Source organism: Pedobacter kyungheensis, from assembly GCF_000812965.1.
GTDB lineage: Bacteria > Bacteroidota > Bacteroidia > Sphingobacteriales > Sphingobacteriaceae > Pedobacter > Pedobacter kyungheensis.
Genome location: NZ_JSYN01000010.1, coordinates 16,522 through 41,195, shown reverse-complemented (window position 1 = coordinate 41,195; position 24,674 = coordinate 16,522). Strand labels below are relative to the sequence as shown.

Genomic DNA, 24,674 nt, shown 5'->3' with positions numbered 1-24,674 from the left:
CGACTTAATATTTAACTTTCAGGCCGATGGTGTAGATCTTAATTTGTGGGAATTGGGCAAATCTGCCTGAGCCGGCTCTCTCCGGGTCATTTCCTTCATATTTTGTCCAGGTGATTAAATTATCTCCTGAAGCATAAATGGTTATTCCTTTTGAAGCAATTTTATTCGATATATTTTCTGGTAAATTATAAGAAAGGTATAAGTTCTTTAAGCGCAGATAAGATGCATCCTGAAGAAAATAAGTCGAATTATAACCAGATACACCTTGATAACCTGTTAGGTATACCGCTGGAATAGTATTACTTGGATTGGTTGGTGTCCATGCATTTAAAAATTTGGTTGGTGGAGCCGAACCTTGCATAAAAGGCTCGTAACCCCACTGGCTTACACTTACTTTTTGGCCTTCTACCCCTTGAAAAAATGCACTTAGGTTAAAGCCTTTCCAGCCTGCATTTAAACTGAACGAATAAGTATAGCCCGGAAAACTACTAATTCTAATCCTATCTTCAGGGCCAACAGTACCATTGCCATCAACATCTCTTATTTTCAGGTCGCCAGGTTTTAAAACACCTGAACTTGGTTGTTTGGGTGAAGCATCAATCTCCGCCTGACTTTGAAAAATACCGATCCAATCGTATACAAAGAAGTTATTAATGGGTTGCCCAATTTCAAAGGTTCCCAGTGTTTCTGCCAAAGCACTTGTTAATTTATTCCTGTAACGGTGAAAGATAAAATTGGCGCCATAAGTAAACTCACCAATGCGATTTTGGTGCCTTAATTCTATTTCAATACCCTTATTAACCAATGATCCTGCATTTACAGTAGGTGCAGATAAACCTATACTTGCAGGCACATCTCTTCTTCCTTCTATGATATCGGTTGTGTTTTTGTAGTAATAACTCACAGTAGCACCAAAAAGGCCTTTAAATAGGTCAACGTCCAAACCAAAATCGGTAATGGCAGTTTTTTCCCAGCGTAAATCTTTTGCGGTTAGCCTGTTTAATTGTACTCCTGAATTTAAGCTGGTGCCATATGGGTAGGTGGTAAGTGAAAGAATATCCTGATAAGGATAATTTCCAATTTCCTGATTACCCAGTACACCGTAAGAAGTTCTTAATTTTAAGTTATCAATCCAGGTAAAGTTATCTTTAATGAAACTTTCTTCAGATACTTTCCAGGCTGCCGATCCACCGCCAAAAGTACCATACCTATAATCGGGGCTAACCCGCGAAGTACCATCGTACCTGATATTACCTTCTAAAATATACTTTTCTTTGAAGTTGTAACCTATTCTTCCAAATAGCGATCTTAAAGCCCACTCAGATGAGTTTCCGCCTAACGATTGGTTGAGGGGAGAACTTCCGTCTAATTCCATGATGGTATTATTTGGAAAATCATACCTGTTACCGCTCAGGTTGGTACTTCTATTATCTTGTTGTTCGTATCCAAACAGCGCACTAAAATTATGATCATTAGCAAACTTGGTATTATAATTAAGTGTACTGTAAAAAATTTTGGTAATGTTTCTGGCCGAACTTTGCTGTAAGCCTACAAAATTTGAATTACCGTTACCTACCTCCTGGTATACGCCACTGGCGTTAGGTTGATAGGCGAAAGACGGGGTTCTGAATTGACGGTTTCTAAAATCCTGGTTAAAAAAAGTAACTGCTGCTTTCGAATACCATTGCAGGCCTTTAACAATATTAACATCTATAAAGCCCTGTGCATTTACATTATAGTTTTTGGTAAACTGCGAACCTGTATTGTATACTTCTTCGGGGGTACGGTTTGTTCCGCCACTGCTTACATAATCTCTGGTAGCAATCCTGCCACTGCCATCAGGCAAATAAGGCATAAAAGTTGGCGCTGCAGCATAAGCCAGTAAGAGTAAATCGTCATTTACTAACCAGGGTGCCTTAAGATCCTGGTAAGAGAAATTAATGTTGGCACCTACTTTTACTCTTTTATTGAGCTGATTGGAAAAATCTAACAAACCATTGTATCGTTTATACAAATATCCTTTGGTAATGCTGTTCTGATCGAGGTAATTTAAAGAGATATTGTACGTACTTTTTGCTGTTCCGCCCGAAAAACCCAGGCTGTGGTTATGAATAGGGCCTGTACCTAAAATATAATCTAACCAGTTAAAATTAGGGTACTGATCGCTATTGGGATTGTTTTTATAAGCATCAATCTGTGCCTGTGTGTATTGTGCCGGCTGTCCACTTCTGGCTTTTGCCTGGTTGTACATTTCCATGTAGGTTACCGAGTTGGTAATCAATTCGGGTACTCTTGTGGCCTCACTAATCCCGTAGCTGCCATTGTATTCAATAATATCCGTACCGGCTTTACCTTTTTTGGTGGTAACTAAAATTACGCCATTTGCCGCTCTGGCGCCATATATAGAAGCTGAAGAAGCATCTTTCAAAACGGTTACATTTTCAATATCTTGCGGCGAAAGATTGTTTATGGAGCCAATAACCCCATCAACCAATATTAACGGAGCAGATGATGAACCGTACGATCCCTGTCCGCGCAGCCTGAAGCTACCATTGTCGCGGCCCGGTTCTCCGGTTGGCTGTACTACATCGAGGCCACTGATACGGCCCTGAAGTAAATTGGTAAGATTGGGTACCGGACGCTCGGTTATCGTTTTGCCCGAAACGGTTGATACTGAGCCAGAAAGATTTATTTTCTTTTGCGTGCCATAACCCACTACCACAAATTCATCCAGTTTAGCAGTCATTTCTTTAAGAACGATGTTAATTGTGGTACGGTTGTTTACCGCTATGGTTTGCGTTTCGAAACCTACAGCTGAGACAACAATCTCATTTTCTCCGCTGGCCAGCGTAATGGAAAAATTTCCCTGGGTATCTGTAGATACTCCTTTTTTGGTGCCTTTTATAGAAACGTTAACGTTAGGAATACCTTTTCCACTCTCATCCGACACTTTTCCCTTAAGGTCAATTTGCTGTATTTTTTCAGCAACCGGCTCAATATCAATCTTGTGCTTGCTTAAAATAATTGATTTTTGTTTGATTTCAAAATCAAGCTCCTGGTTTTGAAGAATGATTTTCAACGCTTCATTTAACGGAACTTTATCCAAAGCTACGGTTACCAGGGCGGTTCGATTTACGATAGAAGACTCGTAAAGAACCAGATAACCCGTTTGTTTCCTGATCTCTTTAAATATACTGCGTAAGTTCTTATTGTTCTCTTTAAGTGTTACATACTGCGCAAAGGTTGAAGCATGTATTTGCACAATAAATGCAACCATAATAACGGTAATCAATTTCATAATGCGCAACAGTTGTTTAAATGCGATGTTTGAGACATCACATTTAAATAGATGATTAAATTTCATAAATTTGGTTGTTTTGGTTGGTTTGCGAAGGCCTTCTCATCGTCGAAAATTTGCAGGTCAGCGCGCTTTAAACTATAAAATAATTCTATTGAGAATTGTTGATCAAAACATTCTGATCAATCCCGATGGCCATTGGGATTGATTTTTTTCTTTAAAGGTTTTCGTGTTCTGATCAGTCGGTTAAGGTTGTAGTTTATTTTAGTACCATAATTTTCCTCCCTTCAATTTTAAAATGAATGTTTTTTGTTGATTCCAGGATTTCTAAAACTGTCGATACATCGTCGTACCTGGAAACTCCGCCACCATATAATTTATGCTTATCTACGTCTTTTGCATAGTCTACTTCTACATCGTACCACCTGGAAACCCTGAGCATGATGTTCTCTAATGTTTCATCTTCAAAAATGAAATAGCCATCTTTCCAGGCAACAACATCATCGGTATTTACTTCCCTGATCTCAACATTCCCGTCTTTGCGTTGTAAGGCTTGCTGATTGGGTTTTAAGAGACGACTAAATTTTGCTGTGCTGATTTTAACGCTACCCTCAAGCAATGTGGTAGCAGTTACCGCTTCGTCTGCATAACTATTAATATTGAAATGGGTGCCCAATACCTCTACACGCTGATTATCGGTGTTTACTATAAACGGATGCCTTTTGTCTTTAAAGACTTCGAAATAAGCTTCTCCCTGTAGCTGTACCTGGCGTACACCTTTACTATCAACAAGATTTGTTGAATAGGTAATGCTGGAGGCTGCATTTAACCAAACTTTAGAATGATCAGGTAGAACCAGGATGTAAGTTTCGCCCCGGCCGGTGGAGAGTGTATTGACTGCGTTTTTTGTTGCCCCTTTTTTAGAAGATGATTTGAACTGGTACATTAACTGACCATTCTGCATCTTCGTTACACTTACGCCTACTTCATTGGCTATTTCACCATTCACCGCATCGCTTAGTTTTATCTTTTTTCCGTTGGCTAGTGTTAATGTTGCACCAACTTTTCCAGGGATAATGTTTTTTGCAATCGAAGCTTTTGGTACGTTCTTGTTGCTGGTTTGCGTATAATGCCATAAAGTTGCGCCAATAACTGCGATAGCCAGTGCAGCGGCGATACTGATGCGTTTCCATAAATGCGTTTCTTTGTGGAGCGGCAGCGCATTAGACAGGGAGCCGAGTTCTTCTTTTAACTCTTCCTCTGTGATCTCAAACTCAGGGAATTCGCCAAATGTGATCCAATTTTCAACCAGTTCTTGCTCATGAGGTTGACAAGTTCCAGATCTGTACTTTTTAAGCAGTTCTTTTGCGTATTGCTGATCCATCTACTAGATATTTGGTTATTTAGTAGTTAGTCAGTTATAGAGGGGATTAGGGTTAGTCGGTAATTAAATTTTTCTATAAAATAAAAAGTAGCGTCAGCATAGAGCCTAATCTTACTTTTAATTTCTTAAGGGCCTGATACATTTGTGCTTTAACCGTTTCTTCCGAAAGGTTAAGCAATTCGGCAATTTGCTTTCGGCTGTAGCCTGCTTTACGGCTTAACTCAAATACTTCCCGCATCTTTACCGGAAGTGCTTTTATTTCAGCTTCAATTAATTTTTCAAGCTCTTTTTGCCTTACAAGATGATCAGTATATTCGTGCTCAACAGCAAGATAAGTGCTAAAGCTATCCAAATAGCGCGCACAAATTTGTTTATGGCTAATGATGTTAGCCACCTTGTTTCTTACAGCGGTATGCAAATAGGTAGATAAGGTATACGTAATGGCTAAGTTTTCGTGATTTAACCATAACGAAAGAAACACTTCATGCACAGCATCCCAAACTTCTTCCTTTTCTCCAAGCCTTTTAAAAGCAAAGAGATATAATAAACGTTTATAACGGTTGTAGATCTCGGTATAGGCTATGCTATCTCCTTCAGTTAATAGCTGGATTAATTGTTGATCGGTATGTTTGTTATACTTGGTCATTAATCTATTTGAAGGATAGGGGATAGCTATTAGGTAGATTTGGGATTGTAATCGGTAATGGCACGTAAAAGCTTAACGAAACGCAGTTATTTTAAAGATATAAACCATAACCTCGGAATTTAAAATCCTGGTACGTTTAGCTTAAATTTCAGTTAAGTGTAAAGTATATTTGGTTACAAGTTGCTCTATTACAGTTAAGTGCCTCTAACTATGTTGTGGCTGTTTTGTAATGAGATTGTTGCAATAACGGAATAATAGCGCTATTGTAATTCATCTTAATTGGCAAATTATTATGCGATATCGGCATTAATGGATCCTGACCTCGCTTGTTTTGAACGCAATAAGTGATTCCAGGAGTTAAAGGATAAGTATAAGGTACAAAATAACGCCAGTGCATTTTTTAATACATTTTTCATGTTAGTTAAATATTTGATTAATGCTTAACTAATTTATGCAAGATGGGCTACAATGAATGAGTTGGTATTTGCTAAAATTGATGCAATTTTAGCGCATTTTATTGCTTTTGTTTTAAAATTGATCAGTAATTAACCAGGTGTGTTAATTATCAGAATTATCAATCAATAGCAATGCAGAGAAGAATGGATTTTAATGCTTGGTAATCGAGTAGATCAGTAATCCTAACAACAGCGTACAGCCTGTAAAAGTAATTACCCCTAAAAGATAACCACCCAATGCTTTCAGGTAATTGATGTATTTGCCCTTTTCGAAAAACTGCCCTACAGCCCATGAAAAGTAAACCATAAAAAGCATAGCCGAATATTGCAAAAGGTGAATATGAGTGAGCCCTTCAAGCACCGCAAAAATGGCAAATATGAGCATGCCCATTCCCTGTAAAAAGCACAAAAGAATCAGTAACTCGAAGAAATTATAGTCATATTTTCTGAAAAAGAGTTTCAGCCATAAGGCCATAAATATGCCCATAAGCATATTGGCATAACCATAATGGCTCTGCACCCACTCATTAATCGGGTTTATTGCTGCGGTTGTGGTTTTGTCGAAATTAAAGTAACCTTCTTCAATATGGAAAAAGTGATTAATCAGCGTATAAATTAAAGAGGTTACAATAACAAATACAACCGGTTTCACCAATCTGCTTCTGTCATTGGAAATAAAATTGTGGATCGTTATCCCGGGCCTGACCAATAATTCTTTAACGGTATAAAATATTCCCTTTTCTAAATGCAGCACGTGTTCTATTTCATGCTGGATATAATGCCGGTCAATTCTTTTTAGTTTAGCTGGTTCACCGCATTTGCTACAGTAATTTTCGGGTATGTCCTGCTGGCAGCTGGTACAAATCGCTATCATGGCCAATTAGTTTTGAATATGTGATTTAATTTCTTTATTAATCTGGGACATGCTGTTTATTGCCGGTAAAAATGTAAGCGGTACAGCAATAAGGATAGGTAAAAATGGAATAGCCGATTTAGGTTTATATACGAACAGATATATTGCTGCAAATAGCAAAAATAGCCAGACAATTGTACCTGCCATGAGTATTGCCTTTAATTTTGCTTTGTTTTTACTGAGTTCGGTAAGGGTTAGTTTAGTTGGTTCTTCTGTTGTCATAATGAGATTGTAATAAACACAAAATTCAGCAATGTAAACTGATTCGAGACTACACTTTAGTGTAATTTTGTTACTTTAGAAGTTCCATGAAAGCCGATAACCGCAGAGGACTACTGACTAAAAATAAAATAGAAAAGGTAAGCTACGAAGATAAGCTCCAGCTGAAGAACTATCTGGAAGCCATTAGTGCATTCGAAAAGCTAACTTACCAAAGCGTATATGTTATCGATTATGCGGAAATGAAATTCGAATATGTATCGGGTAATCCGCTTTTTCTGTGTGGCCATACCGTAGCCGAAGTAATGGAAATGGGTTATGGTTTTTATTTTAACAACGTGCCTGAAAAAGATCTGCAGCTGCTTGACCTGATTAACGAAACCGGATTCGATTTTTTTGAGAAAGTACCTGTAAGCGAGAAAAAACAATATAGTATAACCTACGATTTTCATTTGCTGAATAAAAACGGTAAAGCCACATTGATCAATCATAAACTTACGCCGCTTTTTCTCAATGCAGAAGGGAAAATGTGGAAAGCAGTTTGTGTAGTCTCCATTTCTGCTAATAAAACAGCAGGCAACGCGGCGATCCATAAACAGGGCTCCGATCAGATCTGGCATTTAGACTTAAACAGCCAGCTGTGGAAAAAGCAGGTAAAACCGCAGCTTACCGAGCGCGAGCTGGAGGTTTTACGTTTGTACGCACAGGGATTAACCATTAATCAGATTGCTGATAAAATATTTGTATCACCCGATACCGTTAAGTATTACCGGAGGCGGATATTTGAGAATTTTGGGGTTAGTAATATTGTAGAAGCGCTTTCTTACGCGGTAAATAATAAGGTGATTTGATTTTTAACCAGAAGCTTGCTTTATGCATTTACACCCTGCTAGGCCAAAGTACAGTACCTCCGTTCTACTTTAATCCGGCCTAATAAATTTTTCAGGCTCCATTGTTCCAGCCATACCACTGGCTTCAAAAGAAAACGGCGCAGCCCTCATGAATGCAGCTGAAAAGCTAAAAAACAAATGAATAAATTTTCAGCCGGCATTTTTTGTTTCTTTTTGATGCCAAAAAGAAAGAGCCCTTCGGCGGCGGCGAGCCGAGGCAAGGATGTGAAGCGGGTTAAATTCAGCTTAATTAATATTCAAAAGGCTATTAAATGTAAATAAAATCCTTCGACAAGCTCAGAATGACACTTTAATAAAAAGAAAAACCCCCGGGATTTCCGGAGGTTTTGATATACTATATTTTTTGGCTGGATTAATCTTCAGCTAAGAATGGATAACGGTAATCAGTTGGCGATTCGAAAACCTCTTTAATGGTACGTGGAGAAACCCAACGTAATAAATTGATCATCGATCCTGCTTTATCGTTAGTACCCGAACCTCTGGCTCCACCAAAAGGCTGCTGACCAACTACTGCACCAGTGCATTTATCGTTAATGTAGAAGTTACCAGCTGAGTTGCGTAATGCATGGCTTGCTTTATCAATCGCATAACGGTCTTGCGCAATTAAGGCACCTGTTAAAGCGTATGGAGAAGTGGTATCAATTACCTCTAAAATCGAGTCGAAATCCTGATCGGCATAAACATAAACCGTTAATACCGGGCCAAACAACTCTTCGCACATGGTGGTATATTTTGGATCTTCAACCACAAGGATAGTTGGCTCAACAAAATAACCTTTGCTCTTATCGTAGTTACCACCGGCAATAATTTCGACACCTTTATCTTTTTTAGCCTGATCGATGTATTTGGCTAATTTATCAAAAGAGCGTTCATCAATTACCGCATTAATAAAGTTGGTGAAATCTTCGGTACCACCCATTTTAAAGGTAGCTAAGTCAGCTAACATTTGTTCTTTAATTTCAGGCCAAAGGCTTTTTGCAATATAAACACGACTAGCTGCCGAGCATTTTTGTCCCTGGTATTCAAAAGCACCACGTACAATAGCCGTGCTGGCCACTTTAGTTTGTGCTGATGGGTGAACCAGGATAAAATCTTTACCACCTGTTTCGCCTACAATGCGTGGGTACGATCTGTATTTATGAATGTTGGTACCAATGGTTTTCCAGATTTCCTGAAATACTTTGGTAGAACCTGTAAAGTGAATACCTGCAAAATCAGGGTGGTTAAAAATTACATCACCGGTTTCTGGTCCGTCGGCATAAACCAAATTTACAACACCATCAGGTAAGCCTGCTTCGCGGAAAATTTCCATTAACAGGTTGGCTGCATATACTTGTGTATCGGCAGGTTTCCATACCACTACGTTACCCATCATGGCTGCAGACGCAGGTAAATTAGCTGCAATTGCAGTAAAGTTGAAAGGGGTAAGGGCAAATACGAAACCTTCTAAAGGGCGTTGTTCAACACGGTTCCAGCTTCCGCGTGGCGAAACCGGAGGTTGTTGCTTGTAAATATCGGCCATGTAGCTTACGTTAAAACGTAAGAAATCAATCAGCTCGCAAGCGGCATCAATTTCTGCCTGATAAGCATTTTTGCTTTGGCCAAGCATAGTTGCTGCATTTAATTTATAACGGTATTTACCGGCAATTAAATCGGCAGCTTTTAAAAAGATTGCAGCTCTGTGCTCCCAGGCCAGGTTTTCCCAGTCTTGTTTTGCAGCTAAAGCCGCATCGATAGCTTGTGCAATGTGCGCTTTATCGCCAATGCTGTATTGGGCTAAAATATGTTGATGATCGTGAGGTGGAACAACTTTACCTTTTTTGGTAGTATGAACCTGCTTACCACCAATATACATCGGAATGTCTTGCTGGTGTGCGCGGGCTTCGGCCAATGCTTCTTTTAAAAGAGCACGCTCTTTACTGCCTGGTCCGTAGTTTAAAATGGGTTCGTTTACCGGGGTAGGTACGTTAAAAAATCCTTTAAGCATAGTGTATTTTTTATGAGTTGGGCAAAGATACTGCTTTTTAACATAGGCCATTCCATTATTCTGTAAAGAAAATAGGGCAAACGTTTGAGTAGAGGAGGTGGATTATGAGCGGGTTAATTTCATAAGAGTTTTGGTTAAGATTTAGTTAATGGTGTAATCGTGTGTCGGATTCAGTATTTGATGGCTTAAATATTTCAACGGACTCTTTCTTAAATAAAAATAATTCTTAAATAATTTCATTTTATTAACAGTGTTAATTATGTTTGCACTGTAATTGTTTTATCATGGGAATAAAAGAGCGTAAAGAGAAGCACAAGGAAGATTTACGTCAGCGGATTTTGGATGCGGCGAAGGAACTTTTTTTAAAGGATGGCTACGAGGCCACCTCAATCAGGAAGATTGCGGAGAAAATAGAATTCAGCCCGACTACCATTTACCTGTACTATAAAGACAAGGCCGATATCATGTATGCCCTGCACCAGGAAGGCTTTAAATTATTGGGTTCGCAGTTTGGCGTTTTGCAGCATGTAAGTGAGCCTTTTGAGCGTTTAAAGGCCATGGGTCGTGTTTATATGAGCTTTGCGCTAAACAATCCCGACTTTTACGAACTCATGTTTATCATGAAAGAACCCATCGAATTTGTTAAGGCGCACTGCCATGACGAAGAATGGGAAGAGGGGGAACAAGCCTTTACCGCTTTAATTATGACGGTTGATCAATGCAAGGATGCCGGTTACTTTACCAGTTTCGATACCACCACTTTTGCGCTTAATGTATGGTCATTAATGCATGGTTTGTGCAGTTTAAAGTTGCAGGGTCACCTCGATCACATGGCTACAACTAAAGCACACATCCTGGAGGAGGGTGACTGGCTGGAGAAAACTTTTGATGGCTTTATCGCCATGTTGAATAGTTTAAAATAACATTAAATTAACACTGTTAATTATGAGAACGAAGTTATTTAGTTTGCTGCTTTTCTCGGTTATAGTTTGGGTTTCGAAGGCTAATGCACAGCAGTTGCTGGATGGTTATGTTGCCGAAGCTTTTAAGAGCAACATTGTTTTACAGCAGAAAAACATTTCGCTGGATAAGGCCCAGCTGGCGTTAAAAACAGCCAGGAGTTTATATCTGCCAACTGTTGCTTTTTCTACCACATGGTCTACCGCTGATGGTGGTCGTAACATCCCCTTGCCATTGGGCGATTTGTTAAATCCCGTTTATACTACGCTGAATCAATTAACCAAAACAAATAATTTTCGGCTATTGGAAAACCAGAGCATCAACTTCTTACCCAAGAATTATTATGATGCCAAAGTGCGCACAACCGTGCCTATTATTAATACTGATTTGGGTTATAATAAACAAATTTCAGAACAGCAAGTGAGCTTGCAGGAATTTGAAGTGCAGATTTATAAACGCGATTTGGTACGCAGCATTAAAACGGCCTACTACAATTATCAGAATGCCCTGCAAGCGGTTGATATTTATAAATCGGGTTTACAACTGGCCAACGAAGGGTTGCGGGTAAACGAAAAATTACTCGATGGCGGGAAGGGTTTACCGGCCTATGTTTTGCGTTCAAAAAGCGAAGTAGAAAATGTAAATGCCCAACTGGTTTCGGCCGAGCAGCAGGTAATCAATGCCCGCATGTATTTTAATTTCCTCTTAAACCGCGAAGCCAACGAAAAGATTGATGCAAATTTTGATAACCAGGCAGATTTGAACAAAGCCACAGCACTCATTGCCGATTTATCGGTAACCGGTGGAAGAGAAGAATTAAAGGCTTTAGATCAGCTCATCAGCATCAACAAAACAGCGCTTAAAATGAACCGGCAGTTTGCAGTACCGAAATTGGGTGGTTTTGTTGATTTGGGTTCACAATCGGAAGGTTTTCATTTTAACGATAATACCCGTTATTATATGATTGGCTTGCAGCTTGATATTCCGATTTTTACCGGAAACCGCAATAATTTTAAAATCAGGCAAAGCAATCTCGATCTTAAAAATGCCGAGTTAAATGCCAGTTTAGTTGCACAACAGCTAAATCTTGCGGCTAAAACAGCACAAAATAATTTAAAAGCAGCCTATCAAACCTATCAGTCTTCGCTCAAACAGTTCGAAGCGGCTTCCAGTTATCAGCGCCTCATTGAAAAAGGATATAAAGCGGGTACCAATTCGTTTATCGAAACCATCGATGCCCGTAACCAATACACAGCGGCCCAATTATTAGTTAATATAAACCGGTATAAAGTTTTGTCGGCCATGGCCGATGTGGAACGCGAAACCGCAACCTATTCAATAAATTAATTTTATGAAGAAGATATTTATTTACTCAGCCCTGCTTGCTGCGGTTTTCACCATAAGTGCCTGCGGCAACCATAAAACCGATACTGCCGGTATTGGTAATCAGGATACTGTTCCTGTAAAAGTTATGCCGCTTCAGGTAGAAGATGCCAGTCATGCCATTGCGGCCTCGGGGCAATTTACCACCAACGATGAAACTTTCCTGTCATTTAAAAACGGAGGCATCATTAACCGGATTCTGGTAAAAGAAGGCGATGCAGTGCATCAGGGGCAGTTGCTGGCAACAGTAAACCAGACGGAAATTTCGGCACAGGTGCAGCAGGTTAACCTGGCTTACCAAAAAGCCGAACGCGATTACAGCCGTGCAAGCAAATTGTATAAAGATAGTGTAGCCACTTTAGAGCAAATGCAAAATGCCAAAACTGCGCTACAGGTAGCTAAACAACAACTGGATGCCGTAAAATTTAATCAGAACTATTCCGAAATCAGGGCTACCAGCAGTGGTTATGTGCTTAAAAAACTGGCTAATGATGGACAGGTTGTAGGACCGGGAACCCCGGTTTTGCAGATAAACGGTGCAAAACAAAGCAAGTGGATTTTAAAAGTTGGTTTAAGCGATGTGCAGTGGGCAGCTTTAAAAACAGGCGATGATGCCATCATTACGACCGATGCTTTGCCTAACCAGACACTAAGTGCAAAAGTAAGTCGTAAAGCCGAAGGTATTGACCCACAAAGCGGAACTTTTGGCGTAGAGCTGAGTTTAAGCGATGCAAAAATTCAGGGGCTTGCCGCAGGTTTGTTCGGTAAGGCTACCATTATACCAAGTAAAACCAGCAACGGTTATACTATCCCTTACGATGCCCTTTTAGATGGTGGCGAAAATGAAGGTTATGTTTTTATTACCAACGATAACAAAACGGCCCAAAAAGTAAAGGTTCAGTTAGGGGCTATCCAGAACAATAAAATCAGTATTACCGGAGGTTTAGAAAATGCAGCGGGCTTAATTGTTTCGGGCAGTGCTTATTTAACCGATGGCTCGAAGATTAAGGTGGTAAAATAAGCTGAAAGACTAAAGACCAAAGCTTAAAGCAGATTGCCGCTGAAAATCGGTGTAATCACTCAAATCTGTGAAATCACCCTTCCGAAGGAAAAGAAATATAAACCATAGCTAAGCAGATGAAAATATCAGAATACGCTGTAAAAAATTACCAGTTTACACTCATCATGGTGCTCATGGTGTTGGCGCTGGGTATTACCACTATATTCAACATGCCCCGGTCGGAAGACCCTGATATGAATGCACCAAACTATCCTGTGGTGGTGGTGTACCCTGGGGCAAGTCCGAAGGATATGGAAGAGCTGGTGGTAAAGCCGTTAGAGAAAACCATTTACGGGCTGGATGATATCAAGAACATTAAAACTACTATCCGCGACGGCTTGGCTGTACTTTTTGTAGAGTATAAATATGCTGTAAATGTCGACGATAAATATCAGGAACTGGTACGTGAGGTAAACAGCGAGCGTGCTAATCTTCCTCAGGAAATTTACAGCATGGAAGTGCAAAAAGTTTCACCTTCTGATGTAAATGTATTACAGATTGCTCTGGTATCTGAAAATGCCTCGCGCGATAAACTGAAAGCAAAAGCCGAAGATTTGCAGTCGGAGCTCGAGAAAATCCCGTTCTTGAAAAATGTAGAAATTATGGGTTTGCCAGATCAGTTGGTTCGGGTAGATTTAAACCTCGAAAAACTGGCGCAGTTGCACATTCCGGTTACTTTTATTGCCAGTGCCATTCAGAGTGAAGTGGCCAATATCCCCGGTGGAAGTGTAAATGCTGGAAACAAATCGTTCAACATTAAAACCAGCGGTAATTACCAAAATATTGATGAAATTAAAAATACCATTGTTTTTAGTGGCAACGGTAAAAACACGGCTTTAAAAGATGTAGCCAATGTGTATTTCGATTATTCGCAGGAAAAAGACATTACCCGCTTAAACGGACATCGTTGTGTTTTTGTGGTAGCTGCACAAAAATCTGGCGGAAACATTACCGCGGCCCAAAAAGCCTATTTGCCGGTAATTGAGAAATTCAGGAAAACTTTGCCCACCAATATCGATCAGCAGTTAATGTTCGATCAGGCTGATAATGTAAACAGCCGTTTGGGTGGTTTAGGTACCGATTTTATGATTGCCATTTTATTGGTTTTGGTTACACTTTTACCTTTGGGTACCAGAGCTTCGATTGTGGTAATGGTTTCTATTCCGCTTTCTTTAGCCATCGGTGTGGTTTTGTTGAGTGTTTTAGGGTTTAGTTTAAACCAGTTGAGCATTGTTGGTCTGGTGGTATCGTTGGGTTTGCTCGTTGATGATAGTATTGTGGTGGTCGAAAATATCGAACGCTGGATGCGCGACGGGCATAGCCGGCTGGATGCTACGCTGAAAGCCACCAAACAGATTGGTATGGCCGTAATGGGGTGTACCGCCACGCTCATTATCGCTTTTATGCCTTTGATGTTTTTACCCGAAGCTTCGGGCGAATTTATCAGGAGTTTACCTGTTGCCGTAATCTGCTCGGTTATTGCTTCTATGCTGGTAGCTCTAACCGTGGTACCTTTTTTATCGAGCAAACTGTTAAAACCTCATGCCGATGCCAATGGCAATATTTTTCTGCGCACTTTACAGAAAATCATCCACGGCTCTTATTCCAAATTGCTCGATAAGGCACTTGCTAAACCTGTTTTAACCATTGTAATTGCGGTAGCCATTTTTGCAGGTTCTATTATGCTTATCCCCGTTATTGGTTTCAGCTTATTTCCGGCATCAGAAAAACCACAGTTTTTGATCAATATTTCTACTCCTTTGCAATCGAACCTGAATTATACCGATTCGGTTACCAAAGCCATTGAAAAGGAATTGAAAAAGATTCCTGAAGTCAGGTATTTTGCGTCTAATGTGGGGAAAGGTAATCCACGGATTTATTATAACGTATTGCCTCAGAATGAAAGGACAGACTTTGCCGAACTTTTTGTGCTGCTGCAACCCGACATTAAATCAGACCGTAAAATTGAGATAATCGAAATGCTACGCAAAAAATGGACGCCTTACCCGGGTGCAAAAGTAGAAGTTAAAGATTTTGAGCAGGGACAGCCCATTATTTCGCCAGTTGAAGTACGTTTGCTGGGCGATAATTTAGATACTTTAAGAAGCCTTGGCGGCCGGGTAGAAAATATGTTGCTTAAAACTGCCGGAACGATTTATGTAAATAATCCGCTTAAAAATTTAAAATCGGATATTAAAGTCGATATCAATAAAGATAAGGCACAGGCACTGGGCATTCCTACCGTTAATATCGACCGTACCGTTCGGATGGCAGTAGCCGGTTTGGAAGTAGGTAAATTTATCAATCCTAAATCTAACGGCGACGATTACAATATCCTGCTTACCACCAATCGTCCATCATACCCTGATTTAACTGTTTTCAATAACCTGTATATCAATAACAACCAGGGCACATCCATTCCGTTATTGCAGGTGGCTTCGTTAAAGCTCGAAACTTCGCCTTTAAGCATTAACCATTACAATAAAACCCGTACCATTTCGGTAAATGCTTTTGTGCAGAAAGGCTTTTTAAATGATAAAGTAATTCAGGATGTAGAGGCGCAGATGAAAAAGCTGAAACTCCCTGAAGGTTATACTTTTGAGATGGGTGGCGAAATAGAAAGCCGGAACCAATCTTTTGGTGGTTTCGGTAGCATATTGCTGGTAACGCTTTTCCTTTTTATTGCCGTGCTGGTGCTCGAGTTTAAAACTTTTAAAAGTACGCTTATTGTACTTTCTGTTATTCCGTTGGGTATTGTAGGGGCTGTACTGGCACTAATGGTTACGGGCAATTCCTTGTCGTTTGTGGCAACCATTGGTATTGTGGCTTTGGCGGGTATTGAAGTAAAAAACACCATTCTCCTGGTCGATTTTACCAACCAGTTACGCGCCGAAGGAATGCCTTTGAACCAGGCCATTGAAGAAGCTGGAGAGATCAGGTTCCTGCCCATCATCTTAACTACCTTTACAGCTATCGGAGGTTTGTTGCCTATCGCACTTTCCAGTAACCCGCTTATTTCGCCACTGGCCATTGTAATGATTGGTGGTTTAATCAGTTCTACCTTACTATCGCGGATTGTAACGCCTGTGGTTTATAAATTAATGCCGCCAAGGGTAGAGGCGAATGAGGAGGTTTAGATCTTTGGATCAACTGATCTGCTCAGCGGTCGGTGAGACACCGACCGCTAATCATATCGCTAGTGGTTGGTGTCCTCACCAACCACATTAATCATACAATAAGCTTATCTATCACTCCGTTCTTCCATATTCAAATCGGTATCGAAAGGGCTTTTGGTAAAAGGATAAATGGTTTGCTTCACAAATCCTTTCGGGTAGGCCGCTTCATGTACACCTGTTCCGGCTGGCCATTCTTTTCCGGGTAAATAATAGGTGCCAAAAATCATATCAATAAATGGAAATATCGAAGCGAAGTTATGCCCATAATATTTGGGGTCTTCGCAATGATGCCAGTGGTGGTATTGCGGTGTGGTGAAGATGTATTTGAGCGGTCCGAAATTAATGCGCGTGTTGGCATGGATTAAAACCGCGTGAATGGCAATGAAAATGATGTAAACATTAAACACTGTTGACGAAAAACCCAGTATATACAAAGGGATGAAAGTCATGGCACGGGTAAAAAAGATATCGATAAAGTGCGTGCGGCTTCCAGCAAGCCAATCCATGTTTTGGGTAGAGTGGTGAATGGAATGAAAACGCCACAGTGCTACTTTGGTATGGAAAAAACGATGTGCCCAATACTGGAAAAGATCTGTACTGAAGAAAGCCAGAAACAGCGCCACAACAAATGGCAGGCTTTGCACCCAGGTATGAATTTTATCTAAACCCATCCAGCCGAAAAAGAGTATTGCAGGCTTTTGGGTTACAATGCCAAAAAACTGGATAAATAAATGGCTGATCACAAAATAGGTTAAATCGGTGCGCCACTCTTCGTGAAACTTAGTCTGGTTGTTGTTTTTTGGGAAAAATAACTCTAACGGTACAAAAATGGCCACCATCAGCAATAAGTCCAAAATCATCCAGTCTAGGCCAAAATGCCAGTTTGATTTGGCAACATCGCGACCTTCAACACTTAAAGCCCCCAATAAAACGGCTAAAGCTGCCAGTAAGAAACCTGGCCAGGCCCATTTTAATTTTTTGCTTAAAATAATACTCAGTGCCGAAAAGAAGAATGCAGCAATAACACCACCCAGCATAAGCACTTCCATGCTGTCTTTCGTGTACACCTCGCGGAACTCCGGCGTGGTTAGTTTTTCAGGATAATGGAAACAAAGGATGCCAAGTAAGGCTAAAACAGCTAAAAATATAGAAATGTAGCCACTAATCTGACCTTGACCAACTACTAAGCGTTTATTTGGAGACATGCGTTTACGTTTTTGATAGAACAACAAGTATATAAAGAAAATTTAGTCTTGTCAATTTAAATCACACTCGTGTTCAGTCTGGATAAGATTACGCAAACATTTTTAAGTGGCAAAGGTTCATTTAAAGGGCATTGCCAAAAGCGATGCCGTTCTTTTTTAAATAATCAGTATTTTTGAAAACACGACACTATGCTAGTTAATTATTTACGTCTTCTGCTGCTTCCTTTTTCATGGGTTTATGCTATGGCCGTTGTACTCCGGAAAAAACTTTACGATTGGGGGATCATGCGCAGCGTATCGTTCGATTTGCCAATAATTTGCGTAGGCAACCTTGCCGTTGGTGGTTCCGGAAAAACGCCAACAACCGAATATTTAGTCAGGCTGCTGGATGGTTATAAAGTGGCCATTTTAAGCAGGGGCTATGGGCGTAAAACGAAAGGTTTTATTCTGGCTGATCACCGCGCTACAGCTGAAACTATCGGTGATGAACCATTACAATATTACCAAAAATTTAAGCAGGTTACCGTAGCGGTATGCGAAGACCGCGTGGCAGGAGTGAGGCAATTGCAAAACAACCACGATGTAATTATTCTGGATGATGCTTTTCAGCATCGTGCCATTAAAGCAGGTTTTAATATTTTGCTTTTTGAGTTCAGGAAACTGGGTACCCTACAGTTTTTATTGCCTGCAGGAAATTTAAGGGATGTTTTTGCCTCGCGCAAAAGAGCCGATGTGCTTTTGGTTACCAAATCGCCGGTGCCCTTATTACATGTTGCACAGCAGGCATCGATAAATGAACTACAGCCCAACAATAACCAACCTGTGCTGCATGCTTATTTAAAATATGGCCAGTTACAGCACCTGTATAAGGAAGATAGCCTTCCGCTTCAATCCATTAAAGATTTTGAAGTTTTTTTGCTTACCGGTATTGCCAATCCGGCACCTTTAATTGAAGAACTGCAAAAATATACGCAGAGCATTAAACATGAGGCCTTTCGCGATCATTACGCTTTTAAAACGGCCGATATCAGTAAGTTAAAATCAGCTTTTGAAGCCGGAACAAAAAAAGAAAAAATCATTATCACAACAGAAAAGGATAGCAAGCGTTTAAGAGCTACCGGATTTGAGGATTTACTGGTAAATTTACCCGTATATTATTTACCCATCGAGGTTGAATTATTTGAAGAAGATAAGATTACCTTTGACGAACTCATTTTAGATTATGTTAAGAGCAATAGAAGAAACCGTTGAATATATAAAACGTAAAACAGAGAACTTTAAACCCGAAATTGGCATTGTTTTAGGTACTGGTTTAGGTGGATTGGTAAAAGATATTGAGGTGGAGCATCAGCTTATGTATTCCAATATCCCCAATTTCCCGATTTCTACTTTAGAATTTCACAGTGGCAAACTCATTTTTGGTACCTTAAACGGGAAGAAAATTGTAGCCATGCAAGGTCGCCTGCATTATTACGAAGGTTACAGTATGCAGCAAATTACTTTTCCTGTGCGTGTAATGAAAGGTTTGGGAATCGAAAACCTGATTGTTTCTAACGCTGCGGGCTCTTTAAACCCCGAGTTTAAAAAGGGCGATTTGATGATTATTGAAGATCACATTAACCTGCAGCCAGATAACCCGCTAAGGGGTTTGATCGAAAGCGAACTGGGGCCACGTTTTCCAGACATGAGCCAACCCTATAAGCGCGCCATCATTGCCAAAGCTTTAGAAATAGCCAAAGATGTAGATGTAAAATGCCATAAAGGTGTTTATGTAGCCGTTTCTGGTCCTAATTTAGAAACCAAGGCCGAATATAAGTACCTGCGTTTAATTGGTGCCGATGCCGTAGGGATGAGTACTGTGCCCGAGGTAATCGTGGCCAACCACGCCGGCTTACCTGTATTTGCTATTTCGGTATTAACCGACGAAGGTTTCCCTGAAGATTTACAACCTTTTAACTTAGACGAAATTTTAGAGGCTGCAGCTAAGGCCGAGCCTAAAATGACCGAAATTTTAACCCGCTTAATTGCCGAACTGTAAAATGCGTAATATTGTTCAGATCTGTTTTTTGATTGCAGTGCTTTTGGGCATCAATAAAGCTTTTGCACAAGATTTAAAAACGAGCGTAGGCACCAATAAAGAACTCGATTCGGTTAGGAAAAAGTTGGATGGGGGTAAAGATACGGTAGTTTTTACAGCGAAATATATTCGTTTTACCAAGCTTTCTTTAACTAAAGATAGCATTGTGCTGTTGCCATTGGATACATCAACGGTTAACATCCAGAATTATAGTCCGCTTTTACAGCCCACCCACCCAACCATTAGTAATGGTAATATGGGGCTTGCTGCCCGACCGCTGCTTTTTGAGCCCAGCAAACGCATAGGTTTCGATGCAGGTTTCCATTCGCTCGATTACTACGCCTTAACGCCCGAAGATATCATCTACTATCAGGCCCGGACGCCCTTTACCAGCCTGTATTTTGTAAGTGCCGGACAGAAAGAACAGCTTTTCAGGGCTATTCATACCCAAAATATTAAGCGCAACTGGAATGTGGGCGTAAACTTTAACCGCGCCGATTCGAAAGGGTTTTATGCCAGGCAACGGGGCGATAACTTAAATGTGGCCGTATTCTCCTGGTACCAATCGCCAAGCAAACGCTATAACATGTGGGCTTCGGCAATTTTTAATAACATGCGTGCTTATGAAAACGGATCGGTAGCCTCTGCCGACTCAATATTTAATGCTAATTATGCAACAATCAGCAGGGAGGCCGAGCCGGTAAATCTTTCAGCATCCCGAAATATTTACAAGAAAAACACCTTGTTTTTAAAGCAGACCTATTATGTTGGCAGGATTGATACCTCTGCCAATGCCAATAATGCTGTTTTACCCACCAATAAGGTTACTTACACTTTTGAGTACAATAACAATACCTACGATTTTTTAAAAAATGAAAGCGATGTAAGAAATGTGTTGCCGCCGGGAATTGCCAGCACTACTTTTACCAACGATTCGACCCGTGTGCTGCACATTAAAAATGAGTTTATTTACAGCTTCTTTTTAAGGCCTAAAAACTCATCGGTAATTAAAAACGAGCTAAAGGTTGATGCGGGGATCAGGCACGAATATTTCAAACATGAATTTTTGGGTCTTAAACTGGATGGTACCAGTTATGAGCAAAGCCGTGCCTACTATCAGAACATTACCGTTTTGGGTGCTGCGGGCTATCGTTTCTCAACCAATGTCGATTTTAATTTAGATTTACAGCAAATTTTGCAGGGCGAAAATGCCGGCGATTATCTGTATGAAGCCAAAAGTAAAATCCTTTTGGGTAAAACCATTGGCCGCATTGAGCTGGGGGCATACGCACAAAACCAAAGCCCGGCTGCGATTTACGATTATTACCACGGAAACCACTACAAATGGACGAATAACGATTTTAAAAATACTAAAATCCTGAACCTGTCTTTCAACTACATTAACGATAAATACGACCTTACTGCCGGTGCAAAATATTTCTTAACCAGTAATTACCTCTATTTTGGTGCCGATCACAGTAATGGAACAACCGCTATCCTGCCTAAACAGGCTACTGCAGATATCAGTTTAATCAGAATTGATGTATTAAAGAAATGGCGTTTTGGTAAGTTCGCATTAGAAAATTATGTAGCCTACCAAAAAACAGATAAAAACGCCGTTTTAAGAACCCCTGAAATTTACACCTACAACAGTATTTATTTCAATAATACCTTTTTTAAAGTGCTGAAAGCAAATATTGGTTTTGATGTGCGGTACAATTCTGAGTATGCCAACTATTTATATTCGCCGGCTACCGCGCAATTTTACATTGATGAAGCTAACCCGGTTAATTTACCATCCAAGCCAATTGTAGATGTCTTTTTTAAGGCCAATTTAAGGCGGGCTAATATTTTTGTTAAATACGATTTCGTAAACCAGGGCCTTTTCCAAAAGGGATACTTTACTGTAAACCGTTATCCCATGCAAGATGCTTTGCTGAAATTTGGTGTAAGCTGGAACTTTTACGATTAGGCAGTTTAACTAAAGCGCATAAAAAAACCTTCCCGATATTACACCGGGAAGGTTTTTGTTTTTCATAGGTATTTTTTATTGCTTAGAAAGAATAACCTACCGTAAATCCAAGCACACGGTTGGTAAATTTATTGCTGTTAGCTTGTCTGTCTTTTGGAGTCAGATCAGATAAACCTAAACCATAGTTAGCACCTACCAAGAAACCTGATGAAGTACGATAAGCTAAACCAAAGTTTGCTCCGAAATCTGTAGTGGTCTGATCTTTATCATTTGCGCTACCGAAACTTAAATCCCTGTCATTACTGCTGGTACTGGTTACACTCGAATTGGTGTTGTTATTTACCGTAGTAGTGGTGGTATTTCCTTTGTTTTTACCAGAAATGTTAAATCCGATATACGGACCGGCACTGATTTGCACTGCACCAGCATCGCCGGTTGGAATGTTAAATACCGCATTAACCGGTACTTCAATTGCCATTACATTTGTTTTTACTGATGAAGTAGTAGTTGTAGTAGTAGATCCTACAGTTGCACTACTGGTGCCTTCAAATTTAACCCCTTTGTTTTGCAACGAAATTCCAGGCTGAATAAAGAAGTTATTGGCCACGCCAAAATCACCGAAAGCAGTAACATTATAGCCAACATTGTTTTTAGCATTGTCATTGTAGAGAGATTCGTTATCTCCACTTGAATGAATTTTAGCTAAGTTAACGCCGGCTTTAATACCAAATCTGGAAGTAGTACCTGTAGTTGATTGTGCGAAAGCACCTGTTGCCAATAAAATAACCGATGCACTTAATAATAACTTTTTCATAATATTTTTCTTTTAGAAAGATCTTGTTTAAAAAATCAGGCTTTTTACCTGTTGTTAATTAATCCCTCTTTTCCAAAAGCTGTGCCAAAGTATCAAGTGTGTTACAAATCGGTTTGTAAGGCGTTGGTTTACAGTATGGTATTCCTGGTTATTTGGTATGATTACGGTGCTGCGTTGCGCAATAGATTTTTGTTCCCTATTGTATACAGAATAGGAATACAGCATTAAAATCAAGTAATGTAAGGCAAAAAATGTATAGTGCCAGAATTGATTGGTACAGAAATTATGTTTTTTGCGGTTTCTTTTTGGCTGCAGGAAAAAGTACGTTGTTTAAGATCAGGCGGTAGCCAGGCGAGTTGGGGTGCAGGCTTAGATCCGTTGGCGGATCACCTACAGCGTGCTGGTAATCTTCCGGATCGTGACCACCGTAAAAAGTAAACTGACCTTTGCCAATTTCGCCATGCAGGTAGCGCACTTCTGCAGCACCTTTATTTTCGCCCAACACGGTTACACTTGTTTTAACCAGACTTTTCTTAAAAGCAGTGGTTTGACCCATAAACCCTTTAATTACCTTATCGTGGTCCTGGGTAAGCATGGTAGGTACCAAATCCCATTTGGCCGAAAAATCGAAAAGCGTAAAGTAATCATTCGTCTGGTTCAGCGTGCGCGTTTGCGTAACATCTATATCCGAAAACTCGTAGTTCATGGGATTGTTATCCAATGTAAAATTTTGAAAAGCCAATGCCTTGTTAAAATCAAGCTTCGATTGCGCATTCGGGTCGACGGCATCACCATCAAACATCTGGGCACAAATATCTACCCCTTCGGCGGCCAGTGCAATATCAAAACTATCGGTACCCGAGCACATGGCAAAAAGGAAACCACCGCCTGCACAATACTCTTTAATGTGTTTGGCTACGGCCAGTTTCATTTGAGATACCTTTTTATAACCCATGCGTTTGGCCAAAGCTTCCTGATTTTTTACATCTTCCTGGTACCAGGTGGCATATCTGAAATTAGCCCAAAAACGGCCATATTGACCAGTAAAATCTTCATGATGCAGGTGGAGCCAATCGTATTTACTCAGTTTATCCTGCAAAATATCATCGTCGTATATTACATCGTAAGGAATTTCCGCATAAGTTAAAACCAGCGTAACAGCATCATCCCAGGGTAATTTACTTTTGGGCGAGTAAACGGCAATTTTGGGTGTTTTTTCCAGTTTTACCATTTCCATGTTAACTGATGGATCGCTGATTTCGTTTAACAGGTTCACTACTTTACCATCGGCCATTACCTCGTAAGATACACCTCTGATTTTCAGTTCGTCTTCTACGGCTTTATTGTATTTGATCAGAAAACTGCCTCCGCGGTAGTTTAAAAGCCAGTCTACCTCAACTTGTTTGCTAATGGTCCAATAAGCTATACCATACGCTTTAAGGTGGTTCTTCTGGTCTTCATCCATATAAATTAATAATGATGAAGCCTTAAGTCCCATAGCACAGAGCATACAGATGAGGAGGATATAATATTTCTTTGCCACAGCCGATTTACTTAAAATACTAAAATACCTCATTTATACTGGATAGAAAAATTTAATGGTGTTATAAGTTATACAATTTTGTTATTTTTGCCCTCTACTTAAAAAACTTCGTGCTTTTAAGTGGACAGATTTATAAAAATTAGTACCGATATTAAGATGAGTAAAGCAATAATAAAAACAGAAAAAGGCGAAATGACCGTAGAATTCTACGATAACGATGCGCCAAAAGCCGTTGCAAACTTTAAAAAATTAGCTAAAGAAGGCTTTTATGATGGAGTAACTTTTCACCGTGTAATTCCAAACTTTGTGGTTCAGGGTGGCTGTCCGAATTCAAAAGACCCTGCTACTGCACACTTAGCTGGTACTGGTGGTCCGGGTTACAAAATTGATTGTGAATTAGATGGCGATAACCAATATCACGATCGTGGTGTTTTATCAATGGCACACGCTGGCCGCAACACCGGTGGTTCGCAGTTTTTTATCTGTCACAGCAGAACAAATACAGCACACTTAGACCGTAACCACACTTGTTTTGGTAAAGTTATCGAAAATGTAGACCTTGTTGATGATATCCGTCAGGGCGATAAGATTGTAAACATTGAAGTTTTAGAAGATTAAGAAAGCAAAGCGCCAAGTGCTTTGAGCATAGCGCTCTCCGCACTTCGCACCAA

At 40.1% G+C, this 24,674-nt stretch carries 18 protein-coding genes; 9 read left to right on the top strand and 9 right to left on the bottom strand.

Annotated elements, in window-relative coordinates; all coding sequences use genetic code 11:
* Positions 1-4 precede the first annotated feature (4 nt).
* From OC25_RS09775 to OC25_RS27880, 5 genes are all read right to left on the bottom strand, one after another.
* Positions 5-3,298 carry a TonB-dependent receptor gene (locus tag OC25_RS09775; RefSeq protein ID WP_052266099.1) on the bottom strand — a complete coding sequence of 1,098 codons (3,294 nt, stop codon included), beginning with the start codon at positions 3,296-3,298 and terminating at the stop codon, positions 5-7.
* A 259-nt stretch (positions 3,299-3,557) separates the two neighbouring features.
* Complete coding sequence (locus OC25_RS09770) at positions 3,558-4,682, bottom strand: FecR family protein (RefSeq protein WP_039475068.1); 1,125 nt, start codon at positions 4,680-4,682, stop codon at positions 3,558-3,560.
* Positions 4,683-4,755: 73 nt separating this feature from the next.
* On the bottom strand, positions 4,756-5,328 hold the full coding sequence (locus OC25_RS09765) for an RNA polymerase sigma factor (RefSeq protein ID WP_039475066.1): 573 nt from the start codon (positions 5,326-5,328) through the stop codon (positions 4,756-4,758).
* Between the two features lie 606 nt (positions 5,329-5,934).
* Entirely contained in the window at positions 5,935-6,657 is a 723-nt protein-coding gene (locus tag OC25_RS09760) for a DUF3667 domain-containing protein (protein WP_039475064.1), read from the bottom strand.
* A 6-nt stretch (positions 6,658-6,663) separates the two neighbouring features.
* Entirely contained in the window at positions 6,664-6,918 is a 255-nt protein-coding gene (locus tag OC25_RS27880) for a hypothetical protein (protein WP_156131441.1), read from the bottom strand.
* Between the two features lie 86 nt (positions 6,919-7,004).
* On the opposite strand from OC25_RS27880, the gene OC25_RS09750 reads away from it, so the two are divergent.
* A complete protein-coding gene (locus OC25_RS09750; protein ID WP_039475058.1) occupies positions 7,005-7,766 on the top strand; it encodes a response regulator transcription factor in 762 nt (253 codons plus the stop codon).
* Between the two features lie 412 nt (positions 7,767-8,178).
* Here OC25_RS09750 and pruA read toward each other — a convergent pair whose 3' ends face one another.
* Complete coding sequence (gene pruA / locus OC25_RS09745) at positions 8,179-9,813, bottom strand: L-glutamate gamma-semialdehyde dehydrogenase (protein ID WP_039475055.1); 1,635 nt, start codon at positions 9,811-9,813, stop codon at positions 8,179-8,181.
* Between the two features lie 284 nt (positions 9,814-10,097).
* Here pruA and OC25_RS09740 point away from each other — a divergent pair, with 284 nt between their 5' ends.
* The 4 genes from OC25_RS09740 to OC25_RS09725 all read left to right on the top strand — a co-directional run bounded on the left by OC25_RS09740 (position 10,098) and on the right by OC25_RS09725 (position 16,353).
* Positions 10,098-10,736: a TetR/AcrR family transcriptional regulator gene (locus OC25_RS09740; protein WP_039475051.1), complete on the top strand. Its 639-nt coding sequence runs from the start codon at positions 10,098-10,100 to the stop codon at positions 10,734-10,736.
* 22 nt (positions 10,737-10,758) lie between these two features.
* The gene (locus OC25_RS09735) at positions 10,759-12,120 is read left to right on the top strand and encodes a TolC family protein (RefSeq protein ID WP_039475047.1); all 1,362 of its coding nucleotides are present in this window, start codon (positions 10,759-10,761) and stop codon (positions 12,118-12,120) included.
* A 4-nt stretch (positions 12,121-12,124) separates the two neighbouring features.
* Positions 12,125-13,177 (top strand): efflux RND transporter periplasmic adaptor subunit, encoded by a 1,053-nt coding sequence (locus tag OC25_RS09730; RefSeq protein ID WP_039475043.1) that lies wholly within the window; start codon positions 12,125-12,127, stop codon positions 13,175-13,177.
* Positions 13,178-13,293: 116 nt separating this feature from the next.
* The gene (locus OC25_RS09725; RefSeq protein ID WP_039475039.1) at positions 13,294-16,353 is read left to right on the top strand and encodes an efflux RND transporter permease subunit; all 3,060 of its coding nucleotides are present in this window, start codon (positions 13,294-13,296) and stop codon (positions 16,351-16,353) included.
* A 104-nt stretch (positions 16,354-16,457) separates the two neighbouring features.
* On the opposite strand, the gene OC25_RS09720 is transcribed toward OC25_RS09725, so the two are convergent.
* Entirely contained in the window at positions 16,458-17,597 is a 1,140-nt protein-coding gene (locus OC25_RS09720) for a sterol desaturase family protein (RefSeq protein ID WP_039475036.1), read from the bottom strand.
* Between the two features lie 189 nt (positions 17,598-17,786).
* On the opposite strand from OC25_RS09720, the gene lpxK reads away from it, so the two are divergent.
* Genes lpxK through OC25_RS09705 form a run of 3 tightly spaced genes read left to right on the top strand, consistent with a single transcriptional unit; the run spans position 17,787 to position 21,646 of the window.
* The gene (lpxK, locus tag OC25_RS09715; RefSeq protein WP_039475033.1) at positions 17,787-18,848 is read left to right on the top strand and encodes a tetraacyldisaccharide 4'-kinase; all 1,062 of its coding nucleotides are present in this window, start codon (positions 17,787-17,789) and stop codon (positions 18,846-18,848) included.
* On the top strand, positions 18,820-19,635 hold the full coding sequence (locus OC25_RS09710; protein ID WP_039475029.1) for a purine-nucleoside phosphorylase: 816 nt from the start codon (positions 18,820-18,822) through the stop codon (positions 19,633-19,635). The genes lpxK and OC25_RS09710 overlap by 29 nt, the downstream gene beginning before the upstream one ends.
* A gap of 1 nt (position 19,636) precedes the next feature.
* Complete coding sequence (locus OC25_RS09705; RefSeq protein ID WP_039475026.1) at positions 19,637-21,646, top strand: putative porin; 2,010 nt, start codon at positions 19,637-19,639, stop codon at positions 21,644-21,646.
* Between the two features lie 82 nt (positions 21,647-21,728).
* Here OC25_RS09705 and OC25_RS09700 read toward each other — a convergent pair whose 3' ends face one another.
* Both OC25_RS09700 and OC25_RS09695 read right to left on the bottom strand, forming a co-directional pair.
* Positions 21,729-22,460, bottom strand: coding sequence for a porin family protein (locus OC25_RS09700; RefSeq protein ID WP_039475022.1), 732 nt, complete (start codon positions 22,458-22,460; stop codon positions 21,729-21,731).
* A 283-nt stretch (positions 22,461-22,743) separates the two neighbouring features.
* On the bottom strand, positions 22,744-23,925 hold the full coding sequence (locus OC25_RS09695) for a hypothetical protein (protein ID WP_039475412.1): 1,182 nt from the start codon (positions 23,923-23,925) through the stop codon (positions 22,744-22,746).
* 234 nt (positions 23,926-24,159) lie between these two features.
* On the opposite strand from OC25_RS09695, the gene OC25_RS09690 reads away from it, so the two are divergent.
* Positions 24,160-24,621, top strand: coding sequence for a peptidylprolyl isomerase (locus tag OC25_RS09690; RefSeq protein WP_039475018.1), 462 nt, complete (start codon positions 24,160-24,162; stop codon positions 24,619-24,621).
* The last annotated feature ends 53 nt before the right edge of the window (positions 24,622-24,674 follow it).

Excerpts from the sequence above, each read along its gene's own strand:
- OC25_RS09775 (WP_052266099.1), bottom strand. The coding sequence starts at position 3,298 with ATGAAATTGATTACCGTTATTATGGTTGCATTTATTGTGCAAATACAT.
- OC25_RS09770 (WP_039475068.1), bottom strand. The coding sequence starts at position 4,682 with ATGGATCAGCAATACGCAAAAGAACTGCTTAAAAAGTACAGATCTGGA.
- OC25_RS09765 (WP_039475066.1), bottom strand. The coding sequence starts at position 5,328 with ATGACCAAGTATAACAAACATACCGATCAACAATTAATCCAGCTATTA.
- OC25_RS09760 (WP_039475064.1), bottom strand. The coding sequence starts at position 6,657 with ATGATAGCGATTTGTACCAGCTGCCAGCAGGACATACCCGAAAATTAC.
- OC25_RS27880 (WP_156131441.1), bottom strand. The coding sequence starts at position 6,918 with ATGACAACAGAAGAACCAACTAAACTAACCCTTACCGAACTCAGTAAA.
- OC25_RS09750 (WP_039475058.1), top strand. The coding sequence starts at position 7,005 with ATGAAAGCCGATAACCGCAGAGGACTACTGACTAAAAATAAAATAGAA.
- pruA (WP_039475055.1), bottom strand. The coding sequence starts at position 9,813 with ATGCTTAAAGGATTTTTTAACGTACCTACCCCGGTAAACGAACCCATT.
- OC25_RS09740 (WP_039475051.1), top strand. The coding sequence starts at position 10,098 with ATGGGAATAAAAGAGCGTAAAGAGAAGCACAAGGAAGATTTACGTCAG.
- OC25_RS09735 (WP_039475047.1), top strand. The coding sequence starts at position 10,759 with ATGAGAACGAAGTTATTTAGTTTGCTGCTTTTCTCGGTTATAGTTTGG.
- OC25_RS09730 (WP_039475043.1), top strand. The coding sequence starts at position 12,125 with ATGAAGAAGATATTTATTTACTCAGCCCTGCTTGCTGCGGTTTTCACC.
- OC25_RS09725 (WP_039475039.1), top strand. The coding sequence starts at position 13,294 with ATGAAAATATCAGAATACGCTGTAAAAAATTACCAGTTTACACTCATC.
- OC25_RS09720 (WP_039475036.1), bottom strand. The coding sequence starts at position 17,597 with ATGTCTCCAAATAAACGCTTAGTAGTTGGTCAAGGTCAGATTAGTGGC.
- lpxK (WP_039475033.1), top strand. The coding sequence starts at position 17,787 with ATGCTAGTTAATTATTTACGTCTTCTGCTGCTTCCTTTTTCATGGGTT.
- OC25_RS09710 (WP_039475029.1), top strand. The coding sequence starts at position 18,820 with ATGTTAAGAGCAATAGAAGAAACCGTTGAATATATAAAACGTAAAACA.
- OC25_RS09705 (WP_039475026.1), top strand. The coding sequence starts at position 19,637 with ATGCGTAATATTGTTCAGATCTGTTTTTTGATTGCAGTGCTTTTGGGC.
- OC25_RS09700 (WP_039475022.1), bottom strand. The coding sequence starts at position 22,460 with ATGAAAAAGTTATTATTAAGTGCATCGGTTATTTTATTGGCAACAGGT.
- OC25_RS09695 (WP_039475412.1), bottom strand. The coding sequence starts at position 23,925 with ATGGATGAAGACCAGAAGAACCACCTTAAAGCGTATGGTATAGCTTAT.
- OC25_RS09690 (WP_039475018.1), top strand. The coding sequence starts at position 24,160 with ATGAGTAAAGCAATAATAAAAACAGAAAAAGGCGAAATGACCGTAGAA.